The sequence below is a fragment of the Acinetobacter sp. 24-47-64 genome (assembly GCF_057737055.1).
This window is the reverse complement of record NZ_CM173215.1, coordinates 503064-527274: the sequence shown is the minus strand read 5'-3', so window position 1 is coordinate 527274 and position 24211 is coordinate 503064. Positions and strand designations below refer to the sequence as shown.

The 24211-nt window shown below is 38.7% G+C and carries 17 protein-coding genes; 12 read left to right on the top strand and 5 right to left on the bottom strand.

What is annotated here, in order from left to right; translation table 11 throughout:
• The first annotated feature begins 164 nt into the window (after window positions 1-164).
• Window positions 165-1184 (top strand): beta-N-acetylhexosaminidase, encoded by a 1020-nt coding sequence (nagZ, locus tag AC1M85_RS02575; protein ID WP_488213495.1) that lies wholly within the window; start codon window positions 165-167, stop codon window positions 1182-1184.
• Window positions 1185-1254: 70 nt separating this feature from the next.
• Complete coding sequence (locus AC1M85_RS02570; protein WP_488213494.1) at window positions 1255-2100, top strand: class I SAM-dependent methyltransferase; 846 nt, start codon at window positions 1255-1257, stop codon at window positions 2098-2100.
• 63 nt (window positions 2101-2163) lie between these two features.
• On the opposite strand, the gene AC1M85_RS02565 is transcribed toward AC1M85_RS02570, so the two are convergent.
• The gene (locus AC1M85_RS02565; protein WP_488213493.1) at window positions 2164-3486 is read right to left on the bottom strand and encodes an alpha/beta fold hydrolase; all 1323 of its coding nucleotides are present in this window, start codon (window positions 3484-3486) and stop codon (window positions 2164-2166) included.
• A 287-nt stretch (window positions 3487-3773) separates the two neighbouring features.
• On the opposite strand from AC1M85_RS02565, the gene AC1M85_RS02560 reads away from it, so the two are divergent.
• From AC1M85_RS02560 to AC1M85_RS02535, 6 genes are all read left to right on the top strand, one after another.
• Window positions 3774-5039: a glutamate-5-semialdehyde dehydrogenase gene (locus AC1M85_RS02560; protein ID WP_035265287.1), complete on the top strand. Its 1266-nt coding sequence runs from the start codon at window positions 3774-3776 to the stop codon at window positions 5037-5039.
• A 383-nt stretch (window positions 5040-5422) separates the two neighbouring features.
• Window positions 5423-6646: an acetate/propionate family kinase gene (locus tag AC1M85_RS02555; protein WP_481588683.1), complete on the top strand. Its 1224-nt coding sequence runs from the start codon at window positions 5423-5425 to the stop codon at window positions 6644-6646.
• Between the two features lie 64 nt (window positions 6647-6710).
• Entirely contained in the window at window positions 6711-8855 is a 2145-nt protein-coding gene (gene pta, locus AC1M85_RS02550; protein WP_488213492.1) for a phosphate acetyltransferase, read from the top strand.
• Between the two features lie 361 nt (window positions 8856-9216).
• The gene (locus AC1M85_RS02545) at window positions 9217-9558 is read left to right on the top strand and encodes a hypothetical protein (protein ID WP_481593308.1); all 342 of its coding nucleotides are present in this window, start codon (window positions 9217-9219) and stop codon (window positions 9556-9558) included.
• A gap of 320 nt (window positions 9559-9878) precedes the next feature.
• Window positions 9879-11405 (top strand): fumarate hydratase, encoded by a 1527-nt coding sequence (locus tag AC1M85_RS02540; RefSeq protein ID WP_035265279.1) that lies wholly within the window; start codon window positions 9879-9881, stop codon window positions 11403-11405.
• A 71-nt stretch (window positions 11406-11476) separates the two neighbouring features.
• A complete protein-coding gene (locus AC1M85_RS02535; RefSeq protein WP_035265277.1) occupies window positions 11477-12019 on the top strand; it encodes a DUF2059 domain-containing protein in 543 nt (180 codons plus the stop codon).
• 27 nt (window positions 12020-12046) lie between these two features.
• Here AC1M85_RS02535 and AC1M85_RS02530 read toward each other — a convergent pair whose 3' ends face one another.
• The 4 genes from AC1M85_RS02530 to tig all read right to left on the bottom strand — a co-directional run bounded on the left by AC1M85_RS02530 (window position 12047) and on the right by tig (window position 16417).
• Window positions 12047-12799, bottom strand: a complete 753-nt coding sequence (locus AC1M85_RS02530) for a DUF2846 domain-containing protein (RefSeq protein ID WP_488213491.1) — start codon at window positions 12797-12799, stop codon at window positions 12047-12049.
• A gap of 138 nt (window positions 12800-12937) precedes the next feature.
• Window positions 12938-14248, bottom strand: coding sequence for an ATP-dependent protease ATP-binding subunit ClpX (clpX, locus tag AC1M85_RS02525; protein WP_179998657.1), 1311 nt, complete (start codon window positions 14246-14248; stop codon window positions 12938-12940).
• A gap of 33 nt (window positions 14249-14281) precedes the next feature.
• The gene (clpP, locus tag AC1M85_RS02520; protein ID WP_035265270.1) at window positions 14282-14893 is read right to left on the bottom strand and encodes an ATP-dependent Clp endopeptidase proteolytic subunit ClpP; all 612 of its coding nucleotides are present in this window, start codon (window positions 14891-14893) and stop codon (window positions 14282-14284) included.
• 192 nt (window positions 14894-15085) lie between these two features.
• Entirely contained in the window at window positions 15086-16417 is a 1332-nt protein-coding gene (gene tig, locus AC1M85_RS02515; RefSeq protein WP_180028337.1) for a trigger factor, read from the bottom strand.
• Between the two features lie 265 nt (window positions 16418-16682).
• Between tig and AC1M85_RS02510 the strand changes: the two genes are divergently transcribed.
• From AC1M85_RS02510 to leuA, 4 genes are all read left to right on the top strand, one after another.
• The gene (locus AC1M85_RS02510; RefSeq protein WP_035265267.1) at window positions 16683-18821 is read left to right on the top strand and encodes a TonB-dependent receptor domain-containing protein; all 2139 of its coding nucleotides are present in this window, start codon (window positions 16683-16685) and stop codon (window positions 18819-18821) included.
• Window positions 18822-19097: 276 nt separating this feature from the next.
• On the top strand, window positions 19098-21389 hold the full coding sequence (locus AC1M85_RS02505; RefSeq protein ID WP_488213490.1) for a TonB-dependent receptor: 2292 nt from the start codon (window positions 19098-19100) through the stop codon (window positions 21387-21389).
• A gap of 64 nt (window positions 21390-21453) precedes the next feature.
• Window positions 21454-22137 (top strand): Fe2+-dependent dioxygenase, encoded by a 684-nt coding sequence (locus AC1M85_RS02500; protein WP_488213489.1) that lies wholly within the window; start codon window positions 21454-21456, stop codon window positions 22135-22137.
• A 317-nt stretch (window positions 22138-22454) separates the two neighbouring features.
• Window positions 22455-24152, top strand: coding sequence for a 2-isopropylmalate synthase (gene leuA, locus AC1M85_RS02495; protein WP_488213488.1), 1698 nt, complete (start codon window positions 22455-22457; stop codon window positions 24150-24152).
• Window positions 24153-24211 lie beyond the last annotated feature (59 nt).

The following is a 24211-nucleotide window of genomic DNA, read 5'->3' as shown; positions in this document are numbered from 1 at the left end:
TTACACTATTGTTTTCAGATAGAAATATTAATATTCAAAACCTTAAACAACTTTTTTATTTCTGCCGTATAGTTTTATCATAATCTGTACGGAGAAAATGTAGCAAATCATTGCAAAATTCGGGTATTGTTTTCTCTTTTAAAATTAGAATCACGGATTCCACTATGATTGGCGCATTGATGCTTGATATTGAGGGCACAACACTTAATCAAGAAGATATTCAACTCCTACAATCTCCACAAGTTGGTGGAGTCATTTTGTTTGGAAGAAATATTGAATCACCTCAACAAGTTCGCGCCTTAACGGATCATATGCGCCAAGTTCGTCCCGATATTTTAATTGCAGTCGATCAAGAAGGCGGACGCGTACAACGTTTAAAACAAGGCTTCACTCTCCTTCCTGCCATGGGACGTTTCGGTGAGCTCTATTTAAGTCAGCCAGAACGATCAATTGAATTGGCTGAACAATGCGGTTGGCTCATGGCTACCGAAGTTCTTGCAGTCGGGATCGATTTCAGCTTTGCACCTGTATTAGACCTTAACGACATTAGCGATGTTATTGGTGATCGTGCTTTTGCTAAAAATATCTCAGATATCATCCCTTTAGCCCAAGCCTTTATGCAAGGTATGAAACGCGCAGGTATGGCAACCACAGGGAAACACTTCCCTGGCCATGGCTCGGTTAAAGCTGATTCACATATTGCTGCAGCTGTGGATACACGAAGTTATGCTGAAATTGAAGCTCAAGATATGCAAAGCTTTATTCAACTCCAACCTCAACTTGACGCACTCATGCCAGCACATGTGATTTATGAAAAAGTAGATCCAAATCCTGCTGGTTTTTCTCAGTATTGGGTTCAAAAAGTACTTCGTGAAACACTTGAGTTCGATGGTGTCTTGTTTTCTGATGACTTAAGTATGCAAGCAGCTTGTGTTGCAGGTGGTGCAGATGCTCGCATCAAAGCCGCGCTTGAAGCTGGCTGTGATATGGGCTTAGTCTGCAATAATCGGGAATCTGCATGTGTCGCGCTCAGTGCCATAGAGAATTATCCATTGCCGAACCAAGAACGCTTAGAGCGTATGCGCGGTAAGATTCAAGAGAATCGCATTGGTGAACAACTTGACTTAGGCAACGAATGGAAATCTGTCAAAAAGGTCATTGAAGATTTTAGACAATCATTTTAATAATACAGGGAGCATTCTAATGCTCCCTTTATCTTGACCAATCCAATAATAATCATAGCTAAGGATGTGTATGTCTCAATCAAAACAATCGAAGCACCGTCATATTTCGTTTACTGCTCACTACACTGGCTATATTTGGTACCAAATGGGTATCTCTCACGAAGCATTTGCGACTTCGAAAGGTAAAGCGTTGGTGCAATTCGCTCACCCTTTTGAAAGTATGGCTGAGAAGTTTATCGGTGGAAGTATGCGTTCAACCCTGAAGACACGACATACATTATTAGACGATCACTTAAAATTATTAATCAAACAATATCCAAACCTGCAAATTTTAGAAATTGCAGCGGGACTTTCACCTCGTGGTTGGTGGTTTAGATCCCATTATCCCGAAATAGATTATCGCGAATTAGATTTACCAGACATGGCTACCACAAAACAATCCGCTTTGAATAAAATCGATCCCGAAAGCCCTAAAGTTTTATCAGCAGACTTATTCACGGATGATTTCAAAACAGCTTTTGACGAATTCGACCCAACACGACCGCTAGTGATTATCAGTGAAGGATTAATCAATTATTTTAATCAAGATTTACTCAAACAATTACTGAATTCGATTGTGCGTTTTGGTCAACCATTCCAAATGCTTCATTATTTAACTGACCTTTATCCCGAGCCTGTGCAACATAAACTGGCTAACTTAATTTGGTCGAGCAGCAAATTACTCAAATACGCTTCAAGAAGTGCATTTACCTTCCACTTTAAAGACCCTTTAGAGGTACAGCACTTTTTTAAACTGTCAGGTTTTACTGAAGTTGAAGTCATTCAACCTCAACTGTATTTTGAAAAAAAGAATCAAAATATGGATACAGATCAGCATCTTGGTGATCTAGTATGGATGATTCATGCAATAAAATAATGATTCGTTCGTAGCAATATTACGAAGTATCTATTTTTTGATTCAAATGAATTCAATGACAGCCTAATCCACGCTGTCATTGTGTTTATGGGTATCTATAAATTGAAGTAAGCGATCAGCCACTTCAAAATAACCATGCTTGAATAATGCTCTTACTTCATTTCCAATAAAATCGAACATTAAGCATTCGACAGCAAAATGTCCTTGCTCATCCTCAAATTCAATTGCAAAACTTCGAGCATCTTCCTGTAAGACTTCAACTTGAGATGGGTCATCCAAAAAGAATGATACACCAAAGTAATTCAGGTCTTTAATTTCAACTTCAAAACGTTGTGCATTTGTTTGATGAATTAAAACAGAATGCGCATTTTTAAGGGCAAATCGAACTTCCCCCCTTCGATCCAAAGATTGCATTTGGTCTTTATCTAAATAAATGATTCCATCTAGATTGTGAATCGATTCGCCTTTTAAGAAACTGGTAAAAAGATTCATGGTTTCTTTACGACGTTGCAATTGAGGCACATGATCCGCATTTGCAATCATTGCAAACTCAACATCTGGACATTGCAAGGCAAAATTCGCATTCTCAAATGGCAAAGTAAAACTATCGAATTGACCACATGCTACTAATGTTTTACACATCGGAATTGGAACATGGGAAAGACGCAATAAACGATTACAGTTAATTTCATATCGCTCACGCTCAGCGATATCAAACTCAGACATCTGCTTATAAAAAAGTCGTTTAGCTGTTGGAGACATACGCGTTTGATCTAATTTTGCATGATTCACCAAATACAAAATGACAGCCTGACCAAACTCATCCATACGTTGCTCTTGCATCAATCTTAATGACTCTTCAAGCAACATACGCCAGCTTTTCCGCGTCTTCTGCATGACGCCCATCAGAATTAATCGATCTACCAGTTCTGGACGATAATGAGCAAAACAGGAAGCAACCACAGAGCCTAATGACATCCCCATAACAGAGACTTTCTTAATCTCCACCAAATCCAACCATTGACCTAACATTTTTGAAAGCTCTGGTAGCTCTAGAGTACCAGCAGAAATTCCAGTATCACGATTGTGGATTTGTTGATTTGAACCTAAAGATGGTAAGTCGATTAAAATAACAGGTCCTTTCTCGAAGAGCTGTTCAACGCAATATTTATATGAATTAAAATTTTGAAATGCGCCTCCGACAATCAGAGTTGGCGTCTGATGCAGTGTTTCTGGCGATGCGATCGCCATATATTCAATTTTCCACCCATCAATCCATGTGGTTCGTGGCGGCTCTTTAAAACTATTTTTATGGTACAGATCAAAAAAATGAGTGCTGTCTTCAGCTGAATAATCTTCAAGCTCCATTTTTATCATGGAATTCATTCCCTTATCTCCATTTGGCTTTATTGTTTTGTTTTCACAGCCGTTAATTTGATCATACTCTCAATTCGTTATGATTATGCAACATAATTAACATTCATTTCATTTTATACAGATGCATGAAATCTGCGCAATGCAAGAATTCACCTTTTATCTTTTTTAACTGCCGTTAGGTTCTAAAAATAGTTACAAGTTTTATCAACTTAGCTTTTTTCGCTTATAAACATAGATTGTTGTCATCTGCGCTGCTACTATTTGAATGAGATTTTAAAATGATCAGTTAAACTGCTATGCAAGACTCCATCGAACAGTACATGCAAGTCGTCGGTCAGAATGCGCGTGAAGCTTCACGCTTTTTGGCTGGCTCTTCGACTTTTGAACGAAATAATGCTTTGACGGCAATCCATACCGCTTTGGAAGACCATCAAGCTCAAATTCTAGCTGCGAATAAACTAGACATGACTCGTGGTCATGAAAACAATTTAGACAGCGCATTACTCGATCGTTTGGAACTTACACCCACACGCTTCAGTGGAATGTTACAAGGTCTTAAAGATGTCATCAGTTTAATTGATCCCATTGGTGAAATTACTGACCTAGCTTATCGCCCGTCTGGTATTCAGCTTGGAAAAATGCGAGTGCCTTTAGGTGTCGTAGGTATGATTTATGAATCACGTCCTAACGTCACTCTAGAAGCAGCCTCTTTAGCGATTAAGTCTGGCAATGCCATCATTCTTCGCGGTGGTTCAGAGGCATTAGAGTCAAACAAAGCCATTGCTACCGCAATTCAAAAAGGTTTAGAGCAAGCTGGTGTACCAGTTAACGCAGTCCAAGTTGTCAATACAGCAGATCGTGCTGCAGTTGGGCAATTGATTACCCTCTCTGAGTATGTTGACGTTATTGTTCCACGTGGTGGCAAAGGCTTAATTGAACGTATTACACGTGAAGCGACTATTCCTGTAATCAAACATCTTGATGGTAACTGTCACGTCTTCGTTGAGGCCCAAGCAGATCTACAAAAAGCATTGCCAATTGCGTTAAATGCAAAAACTCATCGCTATGGCGTATGTAATGCCATGGAAACGCTGCTGGTTGATGAAAAAGTTGCTGACGACTTTCTGCCTCGCATTGCTGAACTTTATGCTGAAAAACAAGTTGAATTGCGTGGTTGCTTGAAAGTCAAAGCAATTTTAGGTGAACAGATTAAAACTGCGACCGAAGAAGACTGGTATGAGGAATATCTAGGACCTATTTTAGCGGTTAAAGTGGTCAGTGGCGTTGAAGAAGCAATTTTGCATATCAATAAATACGGATCGCATCACACTGATTCGATTATTACTGAAAACTTTAGCACGGCGCGAAAATTCCTTACTCGCGTCGATTCAAGTTCGGTCATGGTTAATGCCTCTACTCGTTTTGCTGATGGTTTTGAATATGGTTTAGGTGCTGAAATCGGCATTTCAACAGATAAAATTCATGCCAGAGGTCCAGTCGGATTAGAAGGACTCACCTCACAAAAATGGATTGTTTTAGGCGATGGCCAAATCCGTCAATAAACCTAACTTAAAAAACAAAGCCCTTTGAGTAAAGGGCTTTGTTTTTGAGTGATTCAACTCATTATAACAAAATAAAAAACGTATGAATTAAATCAATTACAAAGCAGAAGTGGTATATAAAAAATACAATACATGCTATGTTTTACGCATACAATTTAATTAAAATATAACCATCATTTATTTAATAAATGAATAAATAAAGACTATAAATTTTAATTATTATTGCCTTAGTGGTCGATAGTGCTTAAGTCTAATCACCTAAAGTCTATCTAGGACAATAAAAAAACGCATGATACAAATGCTTCACGATCAAGAAATAACATTTTTTGTTCATTTGGAAGAAAACAAACGAAATATTAAAATTGCCAGTAAAGGAACACACCATGCCTCATTCAGTTCTTATCATCAATTGCGGTTCTTCTTCGATCAAGTTTGCATTATTACTTAAAGATCAAGATTTCCGAATTCATGGTCTTGCTGAAAACTTAGGTACGCCAGAAGCGCGCATCAAAGGCGTGACTGTAGGCAACGAACCAGTTGATATTCGTATTCCAAATGCAGACCATAAAGAAGCACTTGAAGTTGGATTATCTCGCTTAGCGAATCACAAGCCTGATGCCATTGGTCATCGTATTGTACATGGTGGTTCTTTAACTCAAGCAGAGTTAATCACCGATGAAATTATTGAAAAAATCCGTGAAGCAACACCTTTAGCTCCATTACATAATCCTGCACATCTCGTTGGGATCGAAGCGACTAAACGTTTGTTCCCAGACTTACCGCAAGTTGCAGTGTTTGATACAGCGTTCCATCAAACAATGCCAGCGCATGCCTATCGTTATGCGGTACCAAAATTTTTATACACTGAACATAATGTTCGCCGCTATGGATTCCACGGTACGAGCCATGCCTATGTATCAGATCGTGGTTCTGAGCTTGCTGGTAGTTTCCGTGAAGGTGGTTGGCTCACCGCTCATTTAGGCAACGGTAGTTCTACTTGTGCAATTTGGAATGGTAAAAGTGTTGATACCTCTATGGGATTAACGCCACTCGAAGGTTTAGTGATGGGTACCCGTAGTGGTGATGTAGACCCAAGTTTACATAATTTTTTAGCCAAAAACCTAGGATGGGACATTTACAAAATTGACAGAATGCTCAATAGCCAATCTGGTTTATTAGGACTTTCAAACCTGTCAAACGATATGCGAACACTTATCGAAGCTTCAGAAGAAGGCAATGAAGATGCTGCACTTGCTATTGAAGTATTCTGCTATCGTCTTGCTAAATCATTAGCAGCACTCAGCTGTGGTTTACCTCGTCTTGATGGCTTATTCTTCACAGGTGGTATTGGTGAAAATTCAGCATTTATCCGTGAAAAAACATTATCTTATTTGCCACATTTTGGTTTTAACTTTAGCAAAGAAAAAAATGACCAATTAGCTCGCGGTACAGAAGGTCGCATTGATAAAGGTACTGGTCCGCAAATTTGGGTCATTCCTACAGATGAAGAAGGACGTATTGCACAAGAAACAGAACATGTGGTGAATCAAATCGGAGATGTGAATTCATCTGAAAAAAAGTCTGAACTTGAAACCGCGACTGCTTAAGTAGTCGCCCGCTCAGACATATTTACATATTTCTTTTTTATTTTTAGATATAGATTTTGATGATATGAAAACAATTGTACTTGTTCCAACTGGTGAAGGTGTAGGTCTGACATCAGCGTGTTTAGGCTTAATTTATGCACTTGAGTGTCAAGGTGTAAAAGCTGGTTTTGTTAAGCCGTTTTCACAAGAAGTACATTCTGAAAATTTCGATCGCACCACAGCGTTATTCCGCCATGTTTCTCAGAACGAAACAGTTGAACCAATCTCATATCAAAATGTAGTTCAGCAATTAAATGCTGATGAAAGTGATGAGTTATTAGAAGAAGCTGTTCGTCTACATCGTCAAATTGCTAAAAAACATGATCTTATTATTGTGGAAGGGTTAGTTCCAAACAGCCGTGATAGTTTTGCATCTGAACTGAATGCTCAACTTGCTCAGGCACTAGATGCGAAAGTCATCATTGTGAGCAATGCTGATATCAAACAACCAGCCTATACAGCAGAAAAAGTTGAAACCCAATTACGTAATTTTGGTGGAGCAAACAGCAACCGAACAGCTGGTGTGCTTTTCATGCGAACCAAAGGTCTGTCTGAGGAGTCTGCACAGATTCCAGTGACCATTGATCCAAATCTTCGTCTGACACAAGAGACTCAACAATTTGTTGGGGAAATTCAAAAAACACATCCACTGATTGGTTCCGAACAACTTCCTGTTATTGCATTAGTACCATTTAGTAATACTTTAAGTGTGCCGCGAATGTCTGATATCGCGCAACATATTCAAGCAGAATGGATTAACTTAGGTGAGGCTGCACAACGACGTGTTCTGCATAGTAGCTTGATCGCTTCAAATATCGAGCGCGAACTGCACAAATTCACGGCAGGTGAACTGATTATTAGCGCATCAGATCGTATTGATGTATTACTTGCAAGTAGTTTAGCAAGCAGCAATGGTATTCCTCTTGCAGGTTTAGTACTGACTGAACATTATGCGCCTAATCAACAAGTACTGGCTTTCTGCCAAGCTGCGATAAAACAGGGCTTACCTATTTTACACACACCACTGAGTACATTTGAAACAGCGACTCAATTGGCTAATTTAAGCAATGAAATTCCTGTAGATGATACTGCTCGCGCTGAACAAGTCACTCGATTTGTATCTAGCCATATTGATGCGGATTGGGTAACGCAGTTGCTGAATGGCTCATACCAACCACGTCTTTCTCCATCTGCATTCCGTCATGAGTTGGTACAAAAATCAATTGCAGCGAAGAAAAGAATTGTTCTTCCTGAAGGTGATGAACCTCGTACGATTCAAGCAGCCGCGATCTGCCAATCACGTGGTATTGCTCACTGTATCTTACTGGCAAAACCAGAAGCAGTTTTAGATGTAGCCAAAGCTCGAGGGATTGAATTACCTGATGATTTAGAAATCATTGATCCAGACCTCATCCGCGACAACTATATTGCGCCAATGGTAGAGTTGCGTAAAGGCAAGTTAAATGAACTGCAAGCGAAAGAACAGTTACAAGATACAGTAGTTCTTGGAACGATGATGTTAGCACTAGATCAAGTGGATGGATTAGTTTCAGGTGCAGTTCATACCACAGCCAATACAGTTCGCCCTGCATTTCAGTTGATTAAAACGGCACCTGATTACTCTTTAGTTTCGTCTGTTTTCTTTATGTTATTACCAGATGAAGTGTATGTTTATGGTGACTGTGCAATCAATCCAGATCCTAATGCAGAGCAACTTGCTGAAATCGCGATTCAATCTGCCGATTCAGCCAAAGCGTTTGGTATTGATCCACGTATTGCCATGATTTCATATTCAACTGGTACATCTGGCACAGGTGCTGATGTTGAAAAAGTTGCTGAAGCAACACGCATCGCAAAAGAACGTCGTCCAGATTTATTGATCGATGGCCCCCTTCAATATGATGCTGCATCTGTCGAAAGTGTGGGACGTTCTAAGGCTCCTGACTCTCAAGTGGCTGGACGTGCCAATGTCTTTATTTTCCCAGATCTTAATACAGGTAATACCACTTATAAAGCTGTTCAGCGCTCTGCCAATGTGGTGAGTGTTGGACCAATGTTGCAAGGTTTGAATAAGCCAGTCAATGACTTATCTCGAGGTGCTTTGGTTGATGACATTGTATTCACTATTGCACTCACTGCTATTCAAGCAGATCAACAATTGGCATCTTAAGCTTCTAACAATTGATGTCTCCGCGTTACCTACCCTTTCGAAAGATGGGGTGGTTTTTTATTTTGAGACATCAATAAAATCAAATAGATTTGTTTTTTCTGTATATTAAAATGATAGTCATATGCCCTTAACATTGAAAAGTCATTCAGAAATATTTAAACAAATCTTTGAAATCGCAAATCAATTTAACAAAGATCAGGAAAACTATTTACTTGCTTATTCTTATTTTTTGAACTTTTTCAAAAGTAGCGAAACCCTAACTTTAGATGACATTGTGATCGGGATCAGCTTCACCTATTCATGGATGCCTACGATTTAAAAAAAAATTGATTTAACTTCAGCAGATGATCTAATCCTTATTTTGAATAAATTCAAACAGGGTCATCGCATCACAGTTGAAGAGCTTAAAATTCTCAAAAGTGCGTTCAATAATTCACTGGTGAGCGTATCTAAACTATTGCACTTTATTCACCCCGAACAATATGCAATTTGGGATAGCCGAGTATTCAGATTTTTAAGCGAGAGTAAGCCCCATCATCAAATTTTTAAACAACCAGAAACGTATTTAGCATATTTGACACTTCTTGATCAGTTGAAAAATGAGATGATGTTTGAAAAATTTTACTACTTAATGCAAAACAAAGTCGGGTATCAGATTTCTGAATATCGTGCTTTAGAACTTGCCTTCTTTAAAGGTGGATAAATGAAGAGGTAAATTAACTTGATAGGTCGATGATTTTTAGACACCTCTACACAAAAAAGCGAATATAAAGCTTACAACTCGATCTTATTGTAGAGCATAGATAGCAGCTACAGTAATACCCCCAAAATACCAACAGTGGAAGCAAATAGCCCAATCTGGAAAGTTCACTCCAGATATGATGAATATATCAAGCAAAACCTTTAGAACAGCCCACCTTTCTCGTAAACTTTCGGTCAAATCCTCAGCAAAACAGCCACAACTTAATCATTTTGTCTTATAATTTAGCCCGCTAGCTATCAGCCCGCTCAAGAGATATTTGTATGACAACTATTATCAAGCAAGACGACTTGATCACATCCGTTAAAGATGCGCTTCAGTTCATTTCTTACTATCATCCACAAGACTTCATCCAAGCAATGAGTCGTGCGTATGACCGTGAAGAAAACAAAGCTGCCAAAGATGCGATCGCACAAATCTTAATCAATTCACGTATGTGTGCCGAAGGTCACCGTCCGATCTGTCAAGATACTGGTATCGTCAACGTATTCGTTGAAGTGGGCATGGACGTTAAATTTGATTTAACAATGAGCTTAGACGACGCGATTAACGAAGGTGTTCGCCAAGGTTACTTAGAAAACTCTAACGTACTTCGTGCATCTGTACTTGCTGATCCTGCTTTTGGCCGTAAGAATACGAAAGACAACACCCCTGCTGTGATCTACCATAAACTTGTTCCAGGTAACAAAGTAGATATCACTGTTGCAGCAAAAGGCGGTGGTTCAGAAAATAAATCTAAACTTGCAATGTTAAACCCATCTGATTCAATCGTGGACTGGGTACTGAAAACTGTACCAACCATGGGTGCAGGCTGGTGTCCTCCTGGTATGCTCGGTATTGGTATCGGTGGTACAGCTGAAAAAGCCATGATGCTTGCTAAAGAAGCATTGATGGAAGAGATCAACATGGACGAGCTTCTTCGTCGTGGTCCACAAAATAAACTTGAAGAACTTCGTATCGAAATCTTCGAGAAAGTAAACGCGCTGGGTATTGGTGCACAAGGTCTTGGCGGTTTAACGACTGTTCTAGACATCAAAATTAAAGACTACCCTTGTCACGCTGCGGGTAAACCAGTCGGTATGATCCCGAACTGTGCTGCGACTCGTCACGCACACTTCACACTAGACGGTACAGGTGTTGCGAATATTATTGCACCTAAACTTGAAGACTATCCTGAAGTCACTTGGGACTCATCTTCTTCTAAACGTGTTGACTTAGATAACATCACACAAGAAGAAATGAACTCTTGGAAACCAGGTGATACGCTTCTTCTTAACGGTACAATCTATACAGGTCGTGACGCTGCGCACAAACGTATGGTTGATATGTTAAACAACGGTGAAGAGCTTCCTGTAGACCTTAAAGGTAAGTTCATTTACTACGTTGGTCCTGTTGATCCAGTGGGTGACGAAGTTGTAGGTCCTGCAGGTCCAACAACTGCAACACGTATGGATAAGTTCACACGTCAAGTTTTAGAAGCAACTGGTCTTTTCGGTATGATCGGTAAAGCGGACCGCGGTCCTGCTGCGATTGAAGCTATCAAAGACAATAAAGCAACTTACCTCATGGCTGTAGGCGGTGCTGCATATCTCGTATCTAAAGCAATTCGTGAAGCGGAAGTTGTCGCTTTTGAAGATTTAGGTATGGAAGCAATCTATAAGTTCGTGGTTAAAGATATGCCTGTATCTGTTGCAGTAGACGTTAACGGAACATCAGTTCACGCAACTGCACCAAAAATTTGGCAGGCTAAAATTGGTAAAATTCCAGTTGTAGATGCAGCTGCACAATAAATAATATTCGACTTGTCTCAAGTTCAAAAAGCACTCTATCATTAGGGTGCTTTTTTATACCGAGAATACTCATGAAAATTTTAAGAACATTATTTTTGAGCGGATGCATGATCTGCTCACCTGCGGTTATGGCAGCTCAAGCGACTGATCAACAAATCGAAAAACTCATACAAGTATTGAATTTAGATCAGCTCTTACAAAGTACACTTAAACAAATCCGACCTCAAATTGATCAACAGGCCTATAGCATTGTTCAAAATATTGTTAAGGCCGAAAAATTAACACCACAACAACAAGTTATTGCCAATGAGCTGGCTGATAAAATTCACCAAGAAAATATTAAGCAAACTTCTTGGGAAAAACTTAAACCGATCTATCTCAAAATTTATAAAGATGTCTATGATGCCCAAGAAGTTCAAGCCCAGATCGACTTTTATTCCTCTCCAACAGGTCAATCCATTTTAAATAAAGGTCCACTTGTTGCTCAAGAATCCATGAAAATCCTGAATCAACAACTTGCAGGCTCTTTACAATCTACAGAAAAGAATTTTGCTGAAGTCCAAAAGAAATTAGAACAACTACAAAAACAAAGTATTCATACTGACTCGAAATAAGCTAAAAACCATTCTGCTGAATCAGAGTTACCATGTGCGTGGATCATATATCTTAAAAGGTTCTGTTAAGCGCACATCATCACTGGCTTTATATTCTTTATTTTTAATTTTTTCTTTTGATTTTTGCAATGTTCCGTTCGGTTGAATAACGGCAACATAGTTAAGCCCAGGCGTTTTCAACTGAGTCATGCCAATTTCTCTTAATGCCTGTTTTGTTGGCATTTGCATCAATGGTCCAACTCTGAGGAGATCTTCACTACCATTTGGTCCACCTCGAAACTGTTCTTCTTCATATTTTAAGAAATACTGCTGCCCCGCTTTAACACTAAAACTTGCAACCAAAGGTTTTTGAAAATGCATCACAGTTAAAGGTCGACTAATACTAAGTTGATAATCCCCTTCAGCCAGCTCTATCCAATAATAATGATTGCTGATTAAACTCGGAATGCGCTTACCATTTAGAAAAAAACTCGGTGCAATAATTTCCTGACGATTCCACTTACTATCAGGACGGTACAGATACAACACTGCGGCTTGCTGATGTTGAGGTTTTACACGGCTGAAAAACTGTCCTGGTTTTTGATTTACCCATGAGCCCAGATCAAATCCTGCAACTTTATATTGATCTAGCTTCTGAGATATAAAAGTTTTTTTCTCACTAAAATCTACCGGTTTTAACGTTGAAACCACATGAATTTGATTATTTTCGTTAAGCCCTTTATGTGTCTGACATGCCACAAGAAACAGACTCAAAGCACACACTGCTACGGTTGATCGCATGATTATCCCTCATCACGAATACTTTTTATTCTATGTCATGTTTTTGTTATCGTTAGATTATCATCTCAATCCGAGATTAAAAACAAAAAACGCGCAAAAAGTGGGACTTTTTACGCGTTTCAGATGAATTACAATCAATTAAGCAGATTTAGTATCTAAAATCTTTAAATCGACCTTTTCTTCAACTTGTTGTTCTTGTTTAGGTTGGCGCTCAGCTCGATATTCTGGTTCAGCATTTTCATTGATCACAGCTTCATTGATCACAACAGTACCAATATCAGAGCGACTTGGTAAGTCGTACATCGTATCGAGTAAGACGTTTTCAAGAATTGAACGTAAACCACGTGCACCTGTATTACGCTCAAGTGCTTTTTTCGCAACAGCTCGCAATGCTGAATCTTCAAATAATAGATCAACATCTTCCATTTCGAACAAGTATTGATACTGACGCGTTAATGCATTTTTTGGTTCAGTCAAAATTTGCATTAATGCTTCTTCGTCCAATTCTTCGAGCGTTGCAATCACTGGCAGACGACCAATGAATTCAGGAATTAAACCAAATTTCACAAGATCGGCAGCTTCTACCTGACTAAATAATTCAGATAACTTCTTAGAGTCATCTTTAGTCTTCACGTCAGCAGTGAAACCAATTCCACCTTTTTCTTGACGCTGTTGCACGACACGCTCCAAACCAGAGAATGCACCACCGCAGATGAACAGGATATTAGACGTATCAATTTGAATGAACTCTTGCTGTGGATGCTTACGACCACCTTGAGGTGGAATTGAAGCTACCGTGCCTTCGATCATTTTTAAAAGCGCTTGTTGAACACCTTCACCTGAAACATCACGTGTTATTGAAGGATTTTCAGACTTACGGGTAATCTTATCGATCTCGTCGATATAAATGATACCCTTCTGTGCTTTCTCAACATCGTAATCTGCTTTTTGTAGCAATTTTTGAACGATATTCTCAACATCTTCACCAACATAACCAGCTTCAGTTAATGTCGTTGCATCAGCCATCGCAAATGGCACATCTAATAAGCGCGCTAAAGTTTGCGCCAACAAAGTCTTACCCGAACCTGTTGGTCCTATGAGTAAGATATTGCTTTTAGCAAGTTCTACACGATCTTCTGACTTTGCAGTTGATTGAGTCACTTTAAGACGTTTATAGTGGTTATATACCGCAACAGAGAGCGTTTTTTTCGCAGTGTCTTGACCAATCACATATTGATCTAAAGCTGCACGAATTTCATGCGGCTTAGGTAATGGACGAGTTGCCCATTCACCAGTTTCGACTTGCTGGCTCGTCTGAACTAAATCTAAGCATACATCTACACATTCATTACAAATGTAAGCGTCCTCGCCTGCAATGAGTTTACCCACTTCAGACTGCGTTTTACCGCAAAATGAACAATGCTTTTGTCCTTGAGGATTTTCAGACATCTTCACTCCAAATAAATTTCTATGCTTTACAGCTTAAAGTTGCGGACGTTTCGTTAAAACTTCATCGACCAAACCATATTCTTTTGCAGCTTGAGCGGTCATAAAGTTATCACGGTCTGTATCACGTGCAACAGTTTCATAATCTTGGCCACTGTGTTCAGCCATTAGACGGTTCAAACGCTCTTTAATAAATAGAATTTCACGTGCATGAATTTCAATATCTGAAGCTTGACCACGGAAACCACCCAATGGTTGGTGAATCATAACACGAGCGTTTTCTAAGCAGTAACGTTTACCCTTAGCACCAGCATTCAATAAAAAAGCGCCCATTGAGGCTGCTTGGCCCATACAATATGTCACGACATCTGGTTTGATGAATTGCATTGTATCGTAAATTGCCATACCCGCAGTCACTGAACCACCAGGTGAGTTAATGTACAGATGAATATCTTTTTCTGGATTCTCAGCTTCTAAGAACAACATTTGCGCAACGATTAAGTTCGCCATATTGTCTTCAACTTCACCCGTTAAGAAAATTACACGTTCGCGCAAAAGACGCGAGAAAATATCAAAAGAACGCTCACCACGAGATGATTGCTCTACGACAACTGGAACCAAAGCATTATCAATTGTTGGAACATACATACGTTATTTATTCCTGAATTTTTTGTCACTCAATACATTTTCACAATATGAGGGATAATTGTCGAAAATGCAAAATATTCACCATTAAATATCAGATATTTTTTAATTAGGCTTTGTGAATACAGGACAAGTTGATCCATATTTTTTACAAGAAAAAAGGCGCGTTAAGCGCCTCTTCCTTCGGATAACCGATTAGCCTTGTTGACGAGCTTGTTGTTCTTTCAACAATTCTTCATAGCTAACAGCTTTATCAGTTACTTTAGCAGACGCTAAGATGTGATCTACAACTTGGTCTTCTAAAACAACAGCTTCGATTTGTGCACGTTGTTGCTTATCATTTTTGAAGTATTCAATAACTTCTGTAGGATCTTCATAAGAAGTCGCCATATCTTCGATATAAGCTTCTACACGTGCTTGATCAACTTCGATTTTTGCTTCAGCAAGAATACTGCTCACCAAAACACCTAATTTTACTGATTTTTCAGCTTGCTCTTTGAATAATTCATCTGGAAGCATGCTTGAATCAAATGCTTTAGCGCCTTGAGCACCAAACTGTTGAGTAAACTGTTGGATCATTTGTTGACGTTGACGGTCAATTTCTTGAGACAACATAGATGCAGGTACTTCGATTTCATTTGCAGCTACAAGCGCATCAAAAGTTGCACCTTTCACTTGATTGCGAAGACCGTTTTTCACTTCACGTTCCATATTTTTGCGAACGTCAGCTTTTAACTTCTCAACACCTTCTTCTTCAGTTAAACCAAAGATTTTTAGGAATTCAGCATCTACGTCAGGAAGCTTTTGTTTTTCAACAAGCTTAACTGTGATTTTGAATTGAGCTGATTTACCTGCAAGGTTTTCTGCTTGGTAATCTTCAGGGAAAGTTACATCAATTACTTTCTCTTCGCCTTTCTTCATACCAACGATACCGTCTTCGAAGCCAGGGATCATACGACCAGAACCTAATACAAGTTTGAAGTCTTCAGCAGAACCACCTTCAAATTTTTCGCCGTCAATAGAACCTTCGAAATCAAAAGTAACTTGCATGTCTTTTTTAGCCATGCCTTTTGTTTCAGTCCAAGTCGCGCGTTGCTTTTGAAGATTTTCGATCATTTGATCTACATCTTTATCATTTACTTCAGTAGATTTACGTTCAACTTCTAAACCGTCAAACTTAACTGAAACTTCTGGGTAAACTTCAACAGTTGCTTCATAAACTAAAGCATCTTCTTTGTTTTCAACTTTTTCAATGTTAGGCATGCCTACAGCATTGATTTTCTCTTGTTGAATTGCTTCGAATACTGTGTCACGAATAACATCATTTACCACTTCTTGGTAAATACTCGCGCCGTATTCACGACGAACAACATTTAAAGGCACTTTACCTGGACGGAAGCCGTTGATCTTAACTGTTTTAGCAGTACGTTTTAAACGAGCTTCGAATTGCTCATTAACACGGCTCGTCGGTACAGATACATTTAAACGACGGGCTACGCCCGAAACCGCTTCAGAAGTTACTTGCATGGCTTCCTCGATATAGAAATAGTAATTGCAATTTTTAAAGTGCCACATTATATGACAACAATCAAAGATATACAAAATACCTTTTTCAAACCATCTTTTTTATGAACCTGAGAATATTTTTTTGCTCACAAGGTTTGACCATATTCAATTCATATTTCTTAATTATTGTTTGTTTTTTATTGCAAATGATAAAGTTTATCATTAATATTTGCATCAAATTTGATCATGCCCTCAAGCATCACTCATACCAGCGGAAGAACATAATATGAGTAAGTTTAAGCTTCAACCTCTTACAGTTGCATTATTCGCTTTGTCTAGCGGTGTAACATTTGCAAATACCACAAATGAAAGTAGTGCTCATCAACTTTCGACAATTGTCGTTTCTGCTGCGGGTTTTGAGCAGGATATTAAAAATGCACCTGCATCTATTAGTGTTGTAACTAAAGAAGATATTGAAAAGAAAAATGCGACAAGCATCGCTGATCTTTTATCAGATGTCCCTGGTATTGATATTCGTTCTGGAGTTGGGAAAACATCTGGCCTTAACGTTAAGATGCGTGGTCTTGGTAATGACTATAGCTTAGTTCTTATTGATGGACGCCGTCAAACAACCTCATCAGATGTAACACCTAATGGCTTTGGTGAAACCTCTAATAGTTTTTTACCGCCTCTAGCCGCTATTGAGCGAATTGAAGTTATCCGTGGACCAATGGCTACTCGCTATGGTTCAGAAGCAATGGGTGGTGTGATCAATATCATTACTAAAAAAGTTGCAGATCAGTGGTCAGCAAATGTCACAACGAGTGGCAACATTATGGAAAGTAATGCTGAAGCAGACTCTTGGAAATCTAGTTTTGTGATTAATGGTCCACTTATTAATGACCGCTTAGGTTTACAATTAAGAGGTAGCTATTTGGATCGTCAACGTTCTGAACGTATTGTTGAGGGTTCGACTAGCCGTGATCCACGCCCAAGTAAAGCAGATAATTATGATTATGGTGCAAAATTAGACTTTAAATTAGATGAACAAAATGCTTTATGGATCGATGGTTTTTATTCTAGCCAACGCTATGACAACACAGATCAACGTTTAGGAAACTTTATTTCTCGTGGTGGTATCGCAGGCTATAACGATGAGCTTGAGTTCAATCGAACTCAATTTGCACTTGGTCATGATGGTAACTATGATTTTGGTTTGTGGAAAACTTATCTAAGCCATAACACAACAGAGACCCAAGGTCGCACCATTCCAACAGATGCATTCCCAGAGTTAGCAGGTCAAGCTCGAAAACTCGAAAATAAAGATCTTGTGATTGACTCTCATATTGTTGCACCAATCAAAAGTCATAAATTGACAGTTGGTACTGAATACAAAGATACAACCATTGCAGATGATATTGCTGGTATAGGAAAAGAATTTACACAGGATACTTGGTCTCTCTACGCTGAAGATGAATGGCAACTCAAAGACAACTTATTTTTCACATTCGGTGGTCGCTTCGAAGATCATAGCGGATTTGGTGGACAATTTAGTCCGCGGGCTTATTTAGTTTGGAACACCAATGATGCACTAACGATCAAAGGTGGCGTAAGTACAGGTTATAAAACACCATCCGCTAAGGATCTTTACGACGGAATCAATGGTTATAGTGGTCAAGGTGCTACACCGAGTCTTGGAAATCCAGATTTAGATCCTGAAACATCAATCAACTATGAGCTTGGATTTAATTATCAACCTTCTGATAATTTTAACCTTACAGCAACTGCATTCTTCAACGTTGTTGAAGACAAGATCGTTTCTAGAACGTTCAGTTGTAACACCAATGATTGCTCTAATCTTAGTGATAAAGCAACTTCTTATAGCAAGAGTTTCAACACGGATGAAGCAGAAATTTATGGTTTAGAGACATCCCTAAATTATCAAATTATTCCAGAATGGAGCTTAAAAGCGGCTTACACCTATACCGATTCAGAAATAACTAAAGGTCAAGACAAAGGATATGCTTTAGAGTCTACTGCGAAACATTTAGCTAGCCTAACATCTACTTGGCACATTAATGACTCTTTAGACCTATGGTTACAACATGAATATCAATCTGGTCGTCCTCGATTTACTAGTGAACCTACAGACGCTGGCTCAATTAGTATTTTGGAACAAACCAATAACGAATTTTCTGGTTATAATTTATTTAATCTTGGTGCAAGTTATCAACTGAACGATAAAATTCGTATTAATGCTGCAGTAAACAATCTATTGGATAAAGACTTTACTCAAAATATGGAATATGTAGATATTAACGGCGATCTTCAACAAGCTTATAAATATCTTTCAATTGGACGTAGCTCTGAAGGCACATACTTAGCTGGTCGTAACTACTGGTTATCTATTTCATATGATTTCTAATTCTAGGTAGATTCTCTCTAGCAAAACCCTGCGCTAGCAGGGTTTTTTATTTTAATAAAATTCCCTATTAAAAATAGCCATACAAAAATGTAGAAACTTTAATTTTTCCAATATTATTTAAATTCATTTACTTATATACATAATATTACATTATTACATTTAAGCTTCCGTTATTTAGTTTGACTTAAATCGCAAATATCAATTTTAAGATCCGTTAAAGCTAAAAAAGAATCATTATTATTCTCAACCTGAAAACAAATTCATATCAGGTTAAACATGGCCTTTATCACAACACGTAAAAAAATCGTTTCATCTGCTATAGCAACGTCATTGGCTGTTATTTCAGGTCAAACTTTTGCACAAGAAGATACAGCGCATTTAGAAACAATTAAATCAGAGGCTCAATCAGAGCAGTCATTTAAAGTCGACAAATCCTCAAACGCTAAATACGTTGCTCCCCTACTCGATACTCCCAAATCAATCTCTGTTATTTCTCAAAAACAGATACAAGATACTCAAGTGACTACGCTGTCTGATGCTTTAAGAACTGTTCCAGGAATTACACTTGGTGCGGGCGAAGGTGGCAACCCAAATGGTGACCGTCCATTTATCCGTGGTTATAACTCTGAAAGTTCAATGTACGTTGACGGTGTAAGAAACTCTACTTCTCAAAACCGTGAAATGTTTGCTGTCGAACAGGTTGAAGTCACCAAAGGCTCCGCCTCTACTTTAGGTGGTGGAGGTTCTACGGGTGGTAGTATTAACCTAATTTCCAAATTAGCCAAATCTGGAGATGCTTTCCAAGGCTCTGTTGCTGGCGGTACTGATGCTTATGCACGTATCACATTAGATGCAAATAAAGATTTTGGGAATGGTATTGCGACTCGTGTCGTGGCAATGGGTCACCAGAATGAAAAAGCGGGACAACATAATGGCGCTGAATATGAACGTGCTGGTATTGCACCAAGTATTAGCTTTGGGTTAGACACGCCCACTCGAGCGACACTAGCCTACTACTACCTAAAGTCTGATGATAAGCCAGATTCAGGTATTCCATATAAATACGACACTGACAGAAAAGCGACCGTCGGCTCACCCGTTGATGTTAAACAGGGTACATACTACGGTTGGTTAAATCGTGATTTTCAAAAGCAAGAAAATCAAAGTGGGACCCTTAAGCTAGAGCACGATTTTAGCGAAAATCTAAGCTTGACGAATACTGCTGTCTTAAGCAAATCAAAAAATAATTACTTATGGACTCAACCAGATGACAGTCAGGGCAACGTCGCAAATGGAAAAGTTTGGCGTCGTCTAAATACCAACCTAACAACCACTGACAGTTTTACAGATCAACTCGCATTAACAGGTAAATTCCAAACAGGCATCATAAAACATAATTTCAATTTGGGTGCTGAATACAGTAAACAAGATTCTGAACGCGGCACAAACATTGTAACCGACCCTAATACCACGTTAATAGGCGGTAGTGGTGCTAATAATGCATGCTCATTAAATATTTCAAATGGTTGGTGTACTGATCTTTATAACCCCAATTCGAATGATGCTTGGCTAGGTAAAGTTCAAGCGAATCCAAATGTCATGAAGATTAAATCTGAAACACAATCAGTATATGCCCTAAATAATATTGAGCTTAATCCTCAGTGGCTCCTTGACCTTGGTATTCGCTGGGATGAATTCGAAACTGAAATGAAATACAATCAAGATACTGGTTCAGGCACTTCAGCAATTCAAGCAGGAACAAAATATAATTCAAAACACGATTTCTTCAATTATCAAGTTGGATTAACCTTTAAACCAAGAGAAAATGGATCAATTTATGCAAGCTATGCGACTTCAGCTAATCCCGTTGGAATCGATGCTGGTAATGGTTCAGAAGGGTTAAGTGTCCCAGGACGAAATACGACTGATGCACAAGCAAGAGCAATTAACAACCTCAAACCTGAAGAAGTCAAAACCTATGAAATCGGAACCAAATGGGACCTTTTGAATAACAGAATTAATCTCACAGCTGCTATTTTTCGTACAGAAAAAGAAAATACTCGCGCTTTAGATAGTGATGGATTTACAAGAAATATTGGTGAGACACGTGTTGATGGCGTTGAATTAGGCTTAAACGGCAATATCACAAATAAATGGGCTTTATCTGCAGGATACACATATTTAGATAGTGAAATTGTTGATGCAGGTTATGTCAAAAATAGCGATGGAAGTTATTCGGCTAGCCCAACTAATGGTAACCAAGTCCAAAATGTCGCAAAACACTCTGCCACTTTGTGGACAACTTACCAAGTTCTCCCTAAATTACAATTAGGTGCTGGTGTTTTAGCTATGGATCGAGTGTATGGAGATGCTGCAAATACCAAATTTGTACCAGGCTATGTTCGTTATGACGCCATGGCTCGCTATCAAGTAAATTCAGATATTGATCTTCAATTGAACGTCAATAATCTCTCAGATACACGCTATTTCACGAAAGCTTATGCTTCGCATTATGCAACTGAAGCTGAAGGTCGAAATGCTGTATTGTCTTTAAATTTCAAGTTTTGATTTCATTTCAACATAGCTCTATACAAGCTATGCTTTTCATCACCTAAAGCAGTGAGTGATCGTAGTGATTCATCATATTCCAAATATTCTAAGCCCTGAACAAGTTCGATATTTTCGTGAAGAAATGTCTAAAGTAGATTGGGTCAATGGAAAGGTAACAGCTGGAACACTCTCTGCAACAGTGAAACATAATCAGCAACTTTCCAATGATCATCCCCTGACCAAACATCTAGGTGATATTATTTTAGAATCCCTAGGTCAACATCCTTTATTCTTATCAGCAGCAATTCCACTAGATATCATCCCTCCTCTGTTTAATCGCTATGAACAGCATCAATCATTCGGTTTTCATGTCGACAATTCGATTCGCAGAGTTCAAGGCTCACAAGAACGCTTGAGAACAGATTTATCTTGTACCTTATTCTTGAGTGATCCGCACGAATATGACGGCGGTGAATTAGTCATTGAAGATACTTATGGATATCACGAAGTCAAACTCCCTGCAGGAGATTTGATAATTTATCCATCTACTAGCTTACATGAGGTCACTTCTATCCAATCGGGTTGTCGCTTGGCATCATTTTTTTGGGTACAAAGTATGATTCGAGATGATTCAAATCGACATATGTTATTTACTTTAGATCAATCTATTCAGCAACTTCGTCTGGAATTAGGGGATCAACATGAGCAAGTCATCAAACTCACGAGCCTCTATCACAATTTAATTCGAAAATGGGCAGAACTATAATTTATTTTTCACAGTTAATTTTTATAATGAAAAATATTATTAAAAAAAAATATATTGTGAAAAAAAATTTCACATTCATCATACTTTGATCTAAATCAGGGAATAATTCTCTTGAAGATCGCACTATAATAAAAGAAAGAATTTACAAGCACTGTGACGGTATAGCTAAGCTCTATATATTCAAAAGATTTTTAGAGAATTCAGCAAAATGATGCAGTAAGCCACTTGTAAATTGATAGAATAGACACAATCGATATAAATAGCGCAGTGCCTTTACACAAGACCCAAGCATGTTGTGCTATGAAAGGAGTTATCTCATGATGTTGGCTGATCCAAGCAAAAAATACCGTCGCATGTACCAACGTGTAGACTTACCTGACCGTCAATGGCCAAATAACGAAATTAATAAAGCGCCTATCTGGATGAGCACCGACCTTCGTGACGGTAACCAAGCTATTTTCGAACCAATGAACATTGAACAAAAGTTCAAGATGTTCCAAATGTTGGTGAAAATTGGTTTCAAACATATTGAAATTGGCTTTCCATCTGCCTCACAGATTGATTTTGACTTTACCCGTAAATTAATCGAAGAAGATCATATTCCAGATGATGTCTATATCGAAGTATTAGTTCAAGCTCGTGATCACTTGATTCAACGTACATTTGAATCATTACAAGGTGCAAAACGTGCAATTGTGCATATCTATAATTCAAACTCACCAACATTCCGTCAAAAAGTATTGAATGTTGATGTAGCGGGTGCGAAAGCCTTAGCGGTGAATGCGGCTCAAAAAGTGAAAGAATATGCAGCACAATATCCTGAAACTGAATGGGTGTTCCAATACTCTCCTGAATGCTTTACCGCAACTGAATTAGAAGTTGCAAAAGATGTCTGTGATGCAGTCACTGAAATTTGGGATGCTCGCCCAGATAATAAAGTTATCTTGAATCTACCCGCGACTGTTGAAGTTTCTGGGCCTCATGTTTACGCTGACCAAGTTGAATGGATGCATCGCAACTTACAACGCCGCGATGGTGTCATTATTTCTGTACACTGTCACAATGACCGTGGATGCGGTATTGCAGCATCCGAGTTAGCGATCATGGCTGGTGCTGATCGTGTGGAAGGTTGTGTATTTGGTAATGGTGAACGTACAGGTAACGTTGACGTTGCGGCGATTGCATTAAATATGTATACCCAAGGTGTCGCTCCAAATCTAGATTTTTCAAATATTAATGAAATCATTTCTACTATTGAAGAATGTACAGGTATACCCGTTCATCCACGTCATCCATATGCGGGTGATTTAGTATTTACTGCATTTTCTGGCTCGCACCAAGATGCGATTAAAAAAGGCTTTGAGTTCCAGAAAAACGAAGAAATTTGGGACATGCCTTACTTACCAATTGATCCTAAAGATTTGGGACGTGATTATGACGCAGTCATTCGTGTCAATTCACAATCAGGTAAAGGTGGTATCGCATACTTGTTAGAGTCGAACTACAACGTCGTATTACCACGTCGCTTACAAATTGAGTTCTCGCAAGTCGTGCAACAGGTAGCTGACGAAGAAGGCGTAGAAGTTTCTGCTGAGCAAATTTGGAGTTTATTCCAAAGTACATATGTAAATCAGAAAGATAAACATTATGTCGCGAAAAACTATCGATTATCTGATGAAAATGGCAATCAAGTCATTGAATTAGATATTGAAATCGGTGGTCAAGTTCAACATCTACGTGGTGAAGGCAACGGACCAATCTCTGCAATTTTAGATGCTTTACAGTTGCCAATCGATGTTGTGAACTATGAAGAACGTAGCATTGGTTCTGGTGCAAATGCTAAAGCGTTGGCATTAATTGAACTTCAAGTCAAAGGTACAGGTAAATCAGCATTCGGTGCTGGTGTACATGACAACATCGTGACTTCATCTATTGAAGGAATTATTGCATGTACAAATCGTTTAATTGATCAAGGTGTTTTGAGCACAGATCAAGTGATCGCTGCGGCAGTATAAATATTAGCAATAATATTTAGCACGAAAATGACTTTAGAAGGATACCCTCAAGTGGTATC